Source organism: Rhodanobacter sp. DHG33 (assembly GCF_014843005.1).
Taxonomy (GTDB): Bacteria; Pseudomonadota; Gammaproteobacteria; order Xanthomonadales; family Rhodanobacteraceae; genus Rhodanobacter_A.
Map to the genome: position 1 here is coordinate 144,731 of NZ_JACYXM010000003.1, position 12,161 is coordinate 156,891.

The 12,161-nt window shown below is 65.6% G+C and carries 15 protein-coding genes; 1 reads left to right on the forward strand and 14 read right to left on the reverse strand.

The annotated features are described in order from the left end of the window. Nucleotides 1-11: 11 nt before the first annotated feature. Nucleotides 12-284: a phosphopantetheine-binding protein gene (locus tag IHE46_RS06870; RefSeq protein WP_192164088.1), complete on the reverse strand. Its 273-nt coding sequence runs from the start codon at nucleotides 282-284 to the stop codon at nucleotides 12-14. A gap of 88 nt (nucleotides 285-372) precedes the next feature. Here IHE46_RS06870 and IHE46_RS06875 point away from each other — a divergent pair, with 88 nt between their 5' ends. After that, complete coding sequence (locus IHE46_RS06875; RefSeq protein ID WP_192163894.1) at nucleotides 373-1,365, forward strand: pteridine-dependent deoxygenase; 993 nt, start codon at nucleotides 373-375, stop codon at nucleotides 1,363-1,365. 57 nt (nucleotides 1,366-1,422) lie between these two features. On the opposite strand, the gene glmU is transcribed toward IHE46_RS06875, so the two are convergent. From glmU to queD, 13 genes are all read right to left on the reverse strand, one after another. Then, nucleotides 1,423-2,796, reverse strand: coding sequence for a bifunctional UDP-N-acetylglucosamine diphosphorylase/glucosamine-1-phosphate N-acetyltransferase GlmU (gene glmU, locus IHE46_RS06880; RefSeq protein WP_192163895.1), 1,374 nt, complete (start codon nucleotides 2,794-2,796; stop codon nucleotides 1,423-1,425). Between the two features lie 93 nt (nucleotides 2,797-2,889). Beyond that, on the reverse strand, nucleotides 2,890-3,426 hold the full coding sequence (locus tag IHE46_RS06885) for a hypothetical protein (RefSeq protein ID WP_192163896.1): 537 nt from the start codon (nucleotides 3,424-3,426) through the stop codon (nucleotides 2,890-2,892). A 242-nt stretch (nucleotides 3,427-3,668) separates the two neighbouring features. Continuing rightward, on the reverse strand, nucleotides 3,669-4,091 hold the full coding sequence (locus tag IHE46_RS06890) for a F0F1 ATP synthase subunit epsilon (protein ID WP_192163897.1): 423 nt from the start codon (nucleotides 4,089-4,091) through the stop codon (nucleotides 3,669-3,671). A gap of 97 nt (nucleotides 4,092-4,188) precedes the next feature. Next, nucleotides 4,189-5,622 carry a F0F1 ATP synthase subunit beta gene (gene atpD, locus IHE46_RS06895; RefSeq protein ID WP_192163898.1) on the reverse strand — a complete coding sequence of 478 codons (1,434 nt, stop codon included), beginning with the start codon at nucleotides 5,620-5,622 and terminating at the stop codon, nucleotides 4,189-4,191. Between the two features lie 128 nt (nucleotides 5,623-5,750). Beyond that, entirely contained in the window at nucleotides 5,751-6,668 is a 918-nt protein-coding gene (gene atpG, locus IHE46_RS06900; RefSeq protein ID WP_192163899.1) for a F0F1 ATP synthase subunit gamma, read from the reverse strand. Nucleotides 6,669-6,730: 62 nt separating this feature from the next. Then, entirely contained in the window at nucleotides 6,731-8,281 is a 1,551-nt protein-coding gene (gene atpA / locus IHE46_RS06905) for a F0F1 ATP synthase subunit alpha (RefSeq protein WP_192163900.1), read from the reverse strand. Nucleotides 8,282-8,373: 92 nt separating this feature from the next. Then, nucleotides 8,374-8,904 (reverse strand): F0F1 ATP synthase subunit delta, encoded by a 531-nt coding sequence (locus IHE46_RS06910; protein WP_192163901.1) that lies wholly within the window; start codon nucleotides 8,902-8,904, stop codon nucleotides 8,374-8,376. A 3-nt stretch (nucleotides 8,905-8,907) separates the two neighbouring features. Next, entirely contained in the window at nucleotides 8,908-9,378 is a 471-nt protein-coding gene (locus tag IHE46_RS06915; RefSeq protein ID WP_192163902.1) for a F0F1 ATP synthase subunit B, read from the reverse strand. 96 nt (nucleotides 9,379-9,474) lie between these two features. Continuing rightward, nucleotides 9,475-9,762, reverse strand: coding sequence for a F0F1 ATP synthase subunit C (gene atpE / locus IHE46_RS06920; protein ID WP_192163903.1), 288 nt, complete (start codon nucleotides 9,760-9,762; stop codon nucleotides 9,475-9,477). Nucleotides 9,763-9,810: 48 nt separating this feature from the next. Beyond that, nucleotides 9,811-10,626 carry a F0F1 ATP synthase subunit A gene (gene atpB, locus IHE46_RS06925; protein WP_192163904.1) on the reverse strand — a complete coding sequence of 272 codons (816 nt, stop codon included), beginning with the start codon at nucleotides 10,624-10,626 and terminating at the stop codon, nucleotides 9,811-9,813. 3 nt (nucleotides 10,627-10,629) lie between these two features. Then, complete coding sequence (locus IHE46_RS06930; RefSeq protein WP_343229997.1) at nucleotides 10,630-10,995, reverse strand: hypothetical protein; 366 nt, start codon at nucleotides 10,993-10,995, stop codon at nucleotides 10,630-10,632. A gap of 247 nt (nucleotides 10,996-11,242) precedes the next feature. Further along, the gene (locus IHE46_RS06935) at nucleotides 11,243-11,623 is read right to left on the reverse strand and encodes a phasin family protein (RefSeq protein WP_192163906.1); all 381 of its coding nucleotides are present in this window, start codon (nucleotides 11,621-11,623) and stop codon (nucleotides 11,243-11,245) included. A gap of 153 nt (nucleotides 11,624-11,776) precedes the next feature. Beyond that, a complete protein-coding gene (queD, locus tag IHE46_RS06940; RefSeq protein ID WP_192163907.1) occupies nucleotides 11,777-12,139 on the reverse strand; it encodes a 6-carboxytetrahydropterin synthase QueD in 363 nt (120 codons plus the stop codon). Nucleotides 12,140-12,161: the final 22 nt, after the last annotated feature.

Below are 12,161 nucleotides of genomic sequence, written 5' to 3' on the forward strand. Positions count from 1 at the left end.
CAGTCGGCTCTTCAGCCGTGCGCGCGATGCGCTTCGACAAACGCGCTGAGTTCGCGCAGGCTGGCGAAGATGCGTTTGTTGTCGGGATGGTCGGAACGCAGCTGGAAACCGTAGCGCTTGGATATCGCCAGCGCGATCTCCAGCGCATCGATGGAATCCAGCCCCAGTTCGCCGCCGAACAACGGCGCGTCCGGATCGAGCTTTGCGGGATCGACCGCTTCGAGGTTCAGACTTTCCACAATGAGGATGGCCAGCTCATGCTGGTCAGCAGTCAATTCGGCCATGCGCGCGAAAACTCTGGAAACGTCGTCGAAACGGTGGAAAGCGTCGGCAAAGTGTAACATGGCGTCCTTGTCATTCCTGGTTGCGAGCATGATCGAGGGTCGTGAAAGCAGGAGGGTCGGGAACGACCCGGTGCGTGCGCCACGCATTTCCTATCGCATGGACGACGCCCCTGCTCTGCTTGCCGAGCCTGGCACACTGGCCGTGCTCGGTTTCGGCGGCCATGCCGCCGGCAGCGACGATCCGCGCTGGCTGCGCGTGCCGCTGGAAGCTTTCGACGCACCCGCCAGCTGCGAGCTGTGGCAAGTGGATGGTCCCGTCCAATGCGGCAGCCACGGCGCGTTGCACTGGTCGGCTGGCGGCGGCTGGCTGTTCGCCGCGCTGGAACTGGACGAACGCGAGCACGGCGGCCCGGCGGGCGCGGCCCGTACCGCCTACGCGCACCTGCGCGACTTCATCCGCGGCCGGGACGAACAACAGGTGCTGCGCATCTGGAACTACCAGGGCGCCATCAACGAGGGTGCCGGCGACACCGAGCGCTACAAGCTGTTCTGCGACGGCCGGGCCGAAGGTTGCGGCGACTGGTTCGCCCAGGGCTACCCGGCCGCCACCGCGATCGGACACCACGGCAACCCGCACCTCCTGCAGATCTATATGCTCGCCAGCGCGCACGCCGGCACGCCGGTCGAGAACCCGCGCCAGGTCAGCGCCTGGCGCTACCCGCGCCAATACGGCCGCACTTCGCCCGGCTTCGCCCGCGCCATGCGCCTGCCTGCGCAGGACGCACTGGCGATCTCCGGCACCGCCGCCGTGGTGGGTCACGCCTCCGCGCATGAGGGCGATACCGCCGCGCAGCTGGACGAAATCCTCGTCAATCTCGAAGCCCTGCTCGCCAGCGCCGGCATGCCGGCCGGCTTCGATACCCACGCGCCGCTGAAAGCCTACGTGCGGCACGGCGCCGATGCGGCGCACGTGCGCGAGAAACTCCAGCAGCGCCTGCCCGGCGTGCCCGTGCTGCTGCTGCACGGCGACGTGTGCCGCAGCGAATTGCTGGTGGAACTGGATGGGTGGCGTTACGCCTAGCCGGCGCGATTCCATCCGCCACGACGTGGGCGGGAATCACGCAAGGCGCGGCCTATATCACGGCTCTTTCTTCGTCGGCCGAGTCCATCCCACCAGCGTGAGCTGGCGACCGCGCGCCACGGTGAGCTCGCCCGCGGGCGCGTCCCGGGTAATCACCGAACCGGCGCCGATGGTGGCCTGCGCGCCGATGGTCACCGGCGCCACGAGGGAGCTGTTGGAGCCGACGAAGACGCCGTCTTCGATGTAGGTGACGAACTTGTTCACGCCGTCGTAGTTGCAGGTGATGGTGCCGGCGCCGACGTTGACGCCGCGGCCGATCACGGTATCGCCGAGATAGGTGAGGTGGTTGGCCTTGCTGTTCTCGCCGATGCGGGTCTTCTTGGTCTCGACGAAGTTGCCCACGTGCACGCCGGCGTCGAGTTCGGTACCGGGGCGCAGCCGTGCGAACGGACCGATGGTGCAGGGGCCGTGGGTGACCACGCCTTCCAGGTCGCAATGCGCCAGCACCACGGTGCCGGCGGCCAGCTTGACGTCCTTCAGCCGGGAGAACGGGCCGACGCGCACCTCGTCGCCGAGGCTCACTTCGCCTTCGAGGATTACGTCGATGTCCAGCTCCACGTCGCGGCCGTGGCTCACTTCGCCGCGCACGTCGACGCGCGTGGGATCGGCAAGGCGCACGCCGGCCAGCATCAGCGCGCGCGCGGCGCGCTGGCGGTATTCGGTCTCCAGCCCGGCGAGCTGCAGGGCGTCGTTCGCGCCCGAGGCTTCCACCGGATCGCTGCATTCCACGCTGAGCGCGGGGCGCACTTCGCCCGCGGCCATCGCGAAGATGTCGGTGAGGTAGTACTCGCCTTGCGCGTTGTTGCGGTCGAGCTGGCCGATCCACTGGCGCAACGCGGCGGCCGGGGCGACAAGAATGCCGGTGTTCACCAGATCGATGGCGCGCTGCTCGTCGCTGGCGTCCTTCTCCTCGACCACGCTGCGTACGTGGCCGTTGCCGTCGCGCAGCACGCGCCCGTAGCCGCGCGGGTCGGCGACGCGAATCGCCAGCAGGCCGAAGCCACCTTCCACCTGCACCAGCTTTTGCAGGGTCTCGGCGCGGGTCAGCGGCACGTCGCCGTACAGCACCAGCACCTGCGCGCCGTCAGGCACGTCGGGCAAGGCCTGCTCCACCGCATGGCCGGTGCCCAGGCGCTCGGCCTGCAGGACCCAATGCAGGTCGGCCTGACCCGCGAATGCGGCTTGCACCTGGTCGCCGCCGTGACCGTACACCACGTGCACCGCGGCCGGCCGCAGCGCGCGCGCGGTGGCCAGCACATGCCCCAGCAGCGGCCGACCGGCCAACGGCATCAGCACCTTGGGGCGCGTGGATTTCATGCGCGTGCCGGCGCCGGCGGCGAGGACGATGACGTGGAGAGGTGCCTGGTTCATGCGTGTCGGCCGTGACTTATGTTGACCGGGAAGTCTATCAGCCCCTCCTGTCGAACTCCGGCCGCGCGCATGACGGCAGACTGGCGCGCCGGTTCAGCCTCGGGCCGGTGCGGACGACACCGTCGCCTTGCCGGCGCGGCATTCGAAACGGAACGCATACACCAGGCTGAACGGCTTGGTCTCGCTGTCCACTTCGTGGGTGTTGCCGTCCGCATCGGCTGCCCAATGGCTGATCTGCAGCGGCGCGAACTGCCATTGCATCACTGCCGTGCGCACGGCATCGAAAAACTGCGGCGGAATGGATGCGCCCGGGTCCCCGGCCGGCGGATAGTGCCGCACGTCGCTCGCCATGCCTGTGGCACCCACGATCACCTGCGCCTGCACGTCCACGACCGGCTGGCACGCGGCGAGCAGTGCCGGCGGGTAAACCGGCAACACGCGCTGGATCGTCCCGCCGCCCGTCGCTACATCGCCCAGGGCCAGCTTGTAATGCACCATCTGGCCATCGTCGATCATGTGATAGCTGGCCGAGCCCTCGTTTGGGGCCTTGACGGGCGGTTTGGCGACAGTGGCGCAACCCGCGATTCCTGCCGCGAGCAGGCCCGGAAACAGCGAATGCTTGCGTGTCATGCCGATCCGTCTCCATGGGGCGAATACAGGAGACGCTATCAGATTACATTTGTAATTTAAAGCGCCGGTCGCGCCTCGCGGCAAAAGAGCCCGGACACGAAAACGCCGGCACGAGGCCGGCGCTCTTTATCCGCAGTGTCCATCGAAGCCACAGCTTCTTTTTGAAAGCACGGCCATGGATGGCCACTGCTTGATCCTGCTCTGCGCCCAGAAAGAAGCGCACGAGCAAACAGCAAGCAACCTCAGTGCTTGAGGTTCTTGCGCAACCGCTCCAGCGCCTGCAGCTGGGCCATCGCCTCGGCCAGCTTGGCCTGCGCCTCGGACACTTCCAGCGCGTCGGTGCGGTTGGCCAGCGCGTCCTCGGCTTCCTTCTTGGCGCGCTGTGCAGCGGCCTCGTCCAGGTCAGCCGCGCGGATCGCGGTGTCGGCCAGCACGGTGACCACCTGCGGCTGCACTTCGAGGATGCCGCCGGATACATAGAACTGCTGGCGCTCGCCAGCAGCCAGCACCACCTCGACGTGACCGGGCTTGAGGCGGGTGATCAGCGGCGCATGGCGCGGCGTGATGCCCAGCTCGCCCAGCTCGCCAGTGGCGACGAGCATCGTGGCCTCGCCGGAGAAGATCTCGGCCTCGGCGCTGACGATGTCGACTCGGAGGGTGGTCATGGTTGGTTACTCGTCACGTTCGCGGGAAACGATGGGGTGGGTAAAGGCTCGAACCGCGGCGCCTTGGCCGGCATGTCCATGCCTTTGCGAAAGCCGCTTAGGCGGCTTTCTTGGCGCCCATCTCCTCGCCCTTCTTGATCGCTTCATCGATGCCGCCGACCATGTAGAACGCCTGCTCCGGCAGGTGGTCCACGTCGCCTTCCACGATCATCTTGAAGCCGCGGATGGTTTCCTTCAGCGACACGTACTTGCCGGGCGCGCCGGTGAACACTTCGGCCACGTGGAACGGCTGGCTGAAGAAGCGCTCGCACTTGCGGGCGCGCGCCACCACCTGCTTGTCCTCTTCGGACAGTTCGTCCATGCCGAGGATGGCGATGATGTCCTTCAGCTCCTTGTAGCGCTGCAGCATGCCCTGCACGCGGCGGGCCACGTCGTAGTGCTCCTGGCCGACGACCTGCGGGTCGAGCTGGCGGCTGGTGGAGTCCAGCGGATCCACGGCCGGGTAGATGCCCAGCGAGGCGATCTGGCGCGACAGGGTCACGGTGGAGTCAAGGTGCGCGAAGGTGGTGGCCGGCGACGGGTCGGTCAGGTCGTCCGCGGGCACGTACACGGCCTGGATCGAGGTGATCGAACCGGTCTTGGTGGAGGTGATGCGCTCCTGCAGCACGCCCATTTCGTCGGCCAGCGTCGGCTGGTAGCCCACGGCGGACGGCATGCGGCCGAGCAGCGCGGACACTTCGGTACCGGCCAGCGTGTAGCGGTAGATGTTGTCCACGAAGAACAGCACGTCCTTGCCCTTGCCGGACGCGTCCTTCTGGTCGCGGAAGTATTCGGCCATGGTCAGGCCGGTCAGCGCGACGCGCAGGCGGTTGCCCGGCGGCTCGTTCATCTGGCCGTACACCATCGCCACCTTCGACTCGGGCAGGTTGTCCAGCTTCACGACGCCGGCATCCTGCATCTCGTGGTAGAAGTCGTTGCCTTCGCGGGTGCGCTCACCCACGCCGGCGAACACCGACAGACCCGAGTGCTGGGTCGCGATGTTGTTGATCAGCTCGAGCATGTTCACGGTCTTGCCCACGCCGGCGCCGCCGAACAGGCCGACCTTGCCGCCCTTGGCGAACGGGCACACCAGGTCGATCACCTTGATGCCGGTTTCCAGCAGCTCGTTGGCCAGCGCCTGCTCGTCGTAGGACGGAGCTTCGCGGTGGATCACCCAACGGTCTTCGGCATCGATCGGACCGACTTCGTCGATCGGGTTGCCGAGCACGTCCATGATGCGGCCCAGGGTGGCGTTGCCCACCGGCACCTTGATGCCTTCGCCGGTGTTGCGCGCCACGAGGCCACGCTTCATGCCGTCGGTGGAGCCCAGCGCGATGGTGCGCACCACGCCGTCGCCCAGCACCTGCTGCACTTCCAGCGTGATCTCGGTGCCGTCGATCTTCAGCGCGTCGTACACCTGCGGTACCTGATCGCGTGCGAACTCGACGTCGATGACCGCGCCGATGATCTGAACAACTTTGCCCTGACTCATGGATGTGCTCCGGATGGATCTTTGTGATTTCGTATCAGCGCCGCCGAAGCGTCGCTCTTGTTGGGAGTGCGGCCACGGATGGCCGCCCGTTTGATCTTCGCGGTCAGGGATGACCGCACTAGTAACTCTTACACCGCCGCTGCACCGCCGACGATTTCGCTGATTTCCTGCGTGATCGCCGCCTGGCGGGTCTTGTTGTAGACCAGCGTCAGCGTGTCGATCACCTTGTTCGCGTTGTCCGACGCGCTCTTCATCGCGACCATGCGGGCGGCGTGCTCGCTGGCGAGGTTCTCCAGCACGCCCTGGTACACCACCGACTCGATGTAGCGGCCCAGCACGTGCTCCAGCACGGTCTGCGCATCGGGTTCGTAGATGTAGTCCCAGTCGTGGGTCTGCTCCAGCTTGATGCCGGCATACGCCGAATCGCCGGACGCCTGCTGTGCCTCCATCTCCGCGGCCACCAGCGGCAGCGGCAGCAGCGCGTCGATGGTGGGCTTCTGCGTCATGGTGTTGACGAAGTCGTTATAGGCGAGGAACACGCGGTCGAGTGCGTTCGCCGTATAGGCATCCAGCACCACCTTGATCACGCCGATCAGCTGTTCCAGCTTCGGACGCTCGCCGAGATGGGTCACGCTGCCGCTGAGGTTCACGCCCTTGATGCGGCGGAAGAACTGCACGGCCTTCTGGCCGATGGCCAGCACGTCCACCTGCACGCCCTTGTCCTGCCACTCGCGGATCGCGGGCAGCAGGCGGCGGAACATGTTGGAGTTCAGGCCGCCGCACAGGCCGCGGTCAGTGGACACCACGATGTAGGCCACGCGCGCCACGTTCTCGCGCTCGACCAGGAACGGATGCTTGAAGTCCGTGCTGGCCTGCGCCACGTGCGCGATCACCTTGCGCATCGAGCGCGCATAGGGGCGCGAGGCCTTCATCAGATCCTGCGCCTTGCGGATCTTCGAGGCCGAGACCATTTCGAGCGCGCGCGTCACCTTGCGCATGTTCTGCGTGCTCTTGATCTTGGTTTTGATTTCGCGTCCGCTAGCCACGTGTGCCTCAACCTGTCGGGTCTGTGCAATGCCGGCTCAACACCGGCGTGCCGTTCCGGGAATTACCAGCTGCCGGTCTTCTTGTACTCGTCCAGGCCTGCCTTGAAGCTGGCCTCGATGTCGTTGTTCCAGTCGCCGGTCGCCACGATCTTCTTCATCAGCTCGGCGTAGTTCTGGTGGAAGAAGGCATGCATGCCCTTCTCGAACGCCAGCACCTTGTTCACCGGCAGGTCGTCCAGGTAGCCCTTCTCCGCGGCATACACCGACAGCGCCAGCTCGGCGATCGACAGCGGCGCGTACTGCGACTGCTTCATCAGCTCGGTCACGCGCTGACCGCGGTCCAGCTGGGCGCGGGTAGCCGGGTCGAGGTCGGAGGCGAACTGCGCGAACGCAGCCAGCTCGCGGTACTGCGCCAGCGCCAGCTTCACGCCGCCGGACAGCTTCTTCACGATCTTGGTCTGCGCCGAACCGCCCACGCGCGACACCGAGATACCGGCGTTCACGGCCGGACGGATGCCCGCGTTGAACAGGTCGGTCTCGAGGAAGATCTGGCCGTCGGTGATCGAAATCACGTTGGTCGGCACGAAGGCGGACACGTCGCCGGCCTGAGTCTCGATGATGGGCAGCGCGGTCAGCGAACCGGTCTTGCCCTTCACTTCGCCGTTGGTGAACTTCTCGACGTACTCCTCGCTGACGCGCGAGGCGCGCTCGAGCAGGCGCGAGTGCAGGTAGAACACGTCGCCCGGATAGGCTTCGCGGCCCGGCGGGCGCTTCAGCAGCAGCGAGATCTGGCGGTAGGCCACGGCCTGCTTGGACAGATCGTCATAGATGATCAGCGCGTCCTGGCCGCGGTCGCGGAAGTATTCGCCCATGGCGCAGCCGGAGTACGGCGCGATGTACTGCAGCGCGGCCGATTCGGAAGCGGAGGCGACCACCACGATGGTGTTGGCCAGCGCGCCGTTCTCTTCGAGCTTGCGCACCACGTTCGCGATGGACGAGCGCTTCTGGCCGATCGCGACGTAGATCGAGAAGATGCCCGAGTCCTTCTGGTTGATGATCGCGTCGATGGCCAGCGCGGTCTTGCCGGTCTGGCGGTCGCCGATGATCAGCTCGCGCTGGCCGCGGCCGATCGGGATCATCGAATCGACGGACTTGTAACCGGTCTGCACCGGCTGGTCGACCGACTTGCGCCAGATCACGCCCGGCGCGACCTTCTCGATCGGCGAGCTGAGCTTGGCGTTGAGCGGGCCCTTGCCGTCGATCGGGTTGCCCAGCGCGTCCACCACGCGACCGAGCAGCTCGGGGCCGACCGGCACTTCGAGGATGCGGCCGGTGGTCTTGGCGATGTCGCCTTCGCGCAGGTGCTGGTATTCGCCCAGCACCACGGCGCCGACCGAGTCGCGCTCGAGGTTCAGCGCCAGCGCAAACGCGTTGCCCGGCAGTTCGATCATTTCGCCCTGCATCACGTCGGCCAGACCGTGGATGCGCACGATGCCGTCGGACACGCTGATGATCGTGCCCTCGTTGCGGGCTTCCGCGCCGAGCTTGAACTGCTCGATGCGGCTCTTGATCAGTTCGCTGATCTCGGACGGGTTCAGGGTGGTGCTGGACATGGGTCGATATCCTGAAATTTGAAAGCTTTTTTAAGAGTCCGGCCATGGTTGGCCGGCTTTTGCTCTTTTGCGAAATGGATTTCGCTTGAAACTTAAATTAGGGCGCTGCCCAGGCGTTCCAAACGCCCGCGCGCGGAACCGTCGATCACTTCGCTGCCGGTATCGACCACCACGCCGGCCAGCAGCGAGGCATCGACCGATGTTTCCAGTTCGATCTCGCGCTTGAAGCGGCGCTTCAGCGATGCCTTGAGCTGTTCGGCCTGCGTCGCGTCCAGCGCCATCGCGCTGGTCACCTTGACCAGCAGCTGCGACTCGGACTCGCGGCGATACTGCTCGTACAGCGCCGCCACTTCCGGCAGCAGGGCCATGCGGCGGTTCTCGGCCAGTTCGCCCAGGAAATGCGCAAACGGCGCATCCGCCGGCATGCCGGCGGGCAGGTGCAGCGCCACGAGCTGGTCGGGCTGCACGCGCGGGTCGGTGCCGAGCACGGCCACGCGCGCGTCCTGCGCCACCGCCGCGGCGAACGCCAGCGCCTGCGACCACGCGGGCAGCGTGCCGCCGGCATGGGCCAGCTCGAATGCGGCGCGGGCGTAGGGACGGGCGAGGGTGATTGCCTGGGCCATGGATCAGACCTCGGCGGCGAGCTGGTCGAGCAGCGCCTTGTGCGTGGAGGCATCCACCTCGCGCTGCACGATCTTCGAGGCGCCCTGCACGGCCAGCGCACCCACGCGCTCGCGCAGCTGCTCGCGCGCCTGCTGCGCCATCGCGGCGATGTCGTCCTGCGCCACGGCCTTCAGGCGGTTGATCTCGACGATGGCGTCGGCGCGGGCCTTGTCGAGGATGCCGTTGGCCTGCTGCTGCGCCTTGTCGATGATCTCCGACGCCTGCTGGCGCGCCTTGCGGATCTCGTCCGCCACCTTGGTGTCGGCGTCCTTCAGCTCGGCATGCGCGCGCTCGGCGGCGCTGAGGCCCTCGGCGATCTTGATCTGCCGTTCCTCGATGGCCTTGTTGATGTGCGGCCAGATGAACTGGACGCAGAACCAGATGAGGATGGCGAAAGCAATCATTTCGCCGATCAGAGTGCCGTTGGGAAGCATCGCTGCGTTACCTGTAACGTGGATTTACGAGTACGGGCGCCAAAGCTCCCGCACGAGGCAACGGCGCCGCCGGGACGGCGCCGTGAGCCAGGGCGATCAGTGACCCGCCGCGGCCGTCAGGTTCGCCAGCAGCGGATTCGCCACGGCGAAGTACATGGCCAGCGCCACGCCGATCAGGAACGCCGCGTCGATCAGGCCGGCCAGCAGGAACATGCGACCCTGCAGCAGCGGCACCAGCTCGGGCTGGCGAGCAGCGGCTTCAAGGAACTTCGAACCCATGACGCCGATACCGATACAGGCGCCGAGCGCACCAAGGCCGATGATCAGGCCGAGCGCGATGGCGGTGAAGCCTTGGACTTGAGCAATGTGAGCGACTAGTTCCACGGTGGTCTCCTCGAAAAAACGGTTTTGCGTTGAAGGGTTGAAACGGAATCAGTGATGATCGTGCGCCATCGAGATGTACACGATGGTCAGCACCATGAAGATGAAGGCCTGGATCGAGATGATCAGGATGTGGAAGATGCCCCACACCGTGTAGCCGATGATGCCGGCGCCGTACAGCGCCCAGCCGGCCACACCCGCGCCTGCGCTGAACAAGCCGGCGATCAGCATGAACACCAGCTCGCCCGCGTACATGTTGCCGAACAGTCGCATCGCCAGGCTCACCGGCTTGGACAGCAGCTCGACCAGGTTCAGCGCGAAATTGGGCAGCCACAGCAACGGGTGCTTGCCGAACGGCGCCGTGAACAGCTCGTGCATGTAGCCGTTGAAGCCCTTGGCCTTGAAGCTGTAGACGATGATCAACAGGAACACCGTGATCGACATCGCGAACGTCATGCTGGTGTCGGCGGTGGGCACGGCGCGGAAGTGGCCGATACCGAACTTCTGGGTGATCCACGGCAGCAGGTCGACCGGCAGCAGATCCATCGCGTTCATCAGGAAAACCCAGACGAACACGGTCAGCGCCAGCGGACCGAGGAAGCGACGATCGCCATGGAACACGTCCTTGACCTGGCCGTCGACGAATTCGAGGATGATCTCGACGAAGGCCTGGCCCTTGCTCGGCACTCCAGCAGTGGCCTTGCGCGCCTTGGACCAGAACCACAGGCAGAACAGCACGCCCAGCACCAGCGACACGGTGATCGAGTCGATGTGCACTGCCCAGAAACCTTCCTTGCTCGTCTGCGGAACGAGGTGGGTAAGGTGGTGCTGGATGTATTCGGTAAGACCGCCCGGCTCGCTTGCCATGCATCAACCCTTGAATCTGAATGCCACCAGATAAACCGTATAGGCAGCCACCAGCCCCGTCACGGCAGCCAGCGGCGGCAACTTGTACTTGAACAGGATCAATCCGAGCCCGCCCACGACCACTGCCCATTTCAGCAGCATGCCGAGCAGCAGCCGGAAGAAAGCCACCGCACCGCCGACCAGTCGACCGAAGGTCTGCACGGACAACAGCGCGGTACCCAGCGCTACCGTGAAACCTGCGGCGGCGGCCGAAACCGCCTCCCGATGTCCCTTCAGCAGGAACACCGCGCCAACCAATGCCGACACCACGAATTGCAGCAGAACAATGCGCAACGCGAGGCGCCGACCGGCGTCGAGACTGTTGAGCACGCGACCCCTCCGCATCGGCCCCGCCAGGCGGCACCGATACCAGCCACGAACGCGATCCAATCCGTAAAAGTATATCAGCGCCCCGCTTGTAGCGACAACCCACGAACGCCGTCCAGGCTTGTCCGCAACCGGTCGACCGGCTGTCGTCGCCCGCTTGATTCGCCAAAAGAAAAGGGCCGGACTTGGGGAGAGTCCGGCCCTTGCTGCCGCGCGGGAGGGGAAACCGACGGCAGGATGCTGCTTGAACTTACTTGGCGGCCTTCTTGGCCACCGGCGCGGCTACCGCTTCGTTCGCGGCCTGACGCTGCTCCTGCGCGAGCGCCTGCAGCGACTCCGCAGTCTTCTGCGCCACGGCGACGATTTCCTGCGAAACGGCCACGGTGCGCTCGGCCTGCTCGCGGCTCAGCGTGGTGCCCTTTTCCCACAGACCACGCAGCGCTTCGGCGTCGCGGGTCTCGAGCACTTCGGCCACGAACGCGGCCGAATCACGGGCCTGCTGTTCCAGCGCCTTGAGCTGCAGGCCGGCAACGGCCTCCAGGCCCTTCAGAGCCAGCGACTGCGCCTTGAACGCATTCTCGGTGGCCTGCTTGGTGTAAGCGAAAAACTGGTTGTTGAGCTGCTGAGTCATGAGCTTGCCCTCGCTGGGGTGTGCGGTTAGTGGAAGCCACTCTAGCAAGCTTTTTTGTGCGATGCAATATATTTTTTGCTGAACGACCAGACCAGTGTTGAAATATTTATGTAACACAATACTTTGCGCAAACGAAACTCTCGTCGCGTCGCGTCAAACCGGTGTCCGGCGATAGCTGGCGCCGGAGGTGCAGGTCTCGTGCACCACCACCTCGTCCAGGCCCGGCAGGCGCGGCGCGAGCCGCTGGAAGATCCAGCGCGCCAGCATTTCGCTGGTGGGGTTCTCCAGGCCTTCGATGTCGTTGAGATAGTGGTGATCGAGCTGCTCGAACAGCGGCGCGAAAGCCGACTTCACATCGGCGAAGTCCATCACCCAGCCGCTGTGCGCATCGGGTTCGCCCGCCACGTGCACTTCCACGCGGAAGGAATGCCCGTGGAGACGCGCGCATTTGTGCCCAGGCGGCACGTTGGGCAGACGGTGGGCCGCTTCGATCTGGAAAATCTTGAAGATACGCATGGCGCGCATTGTAAGCGCTGCG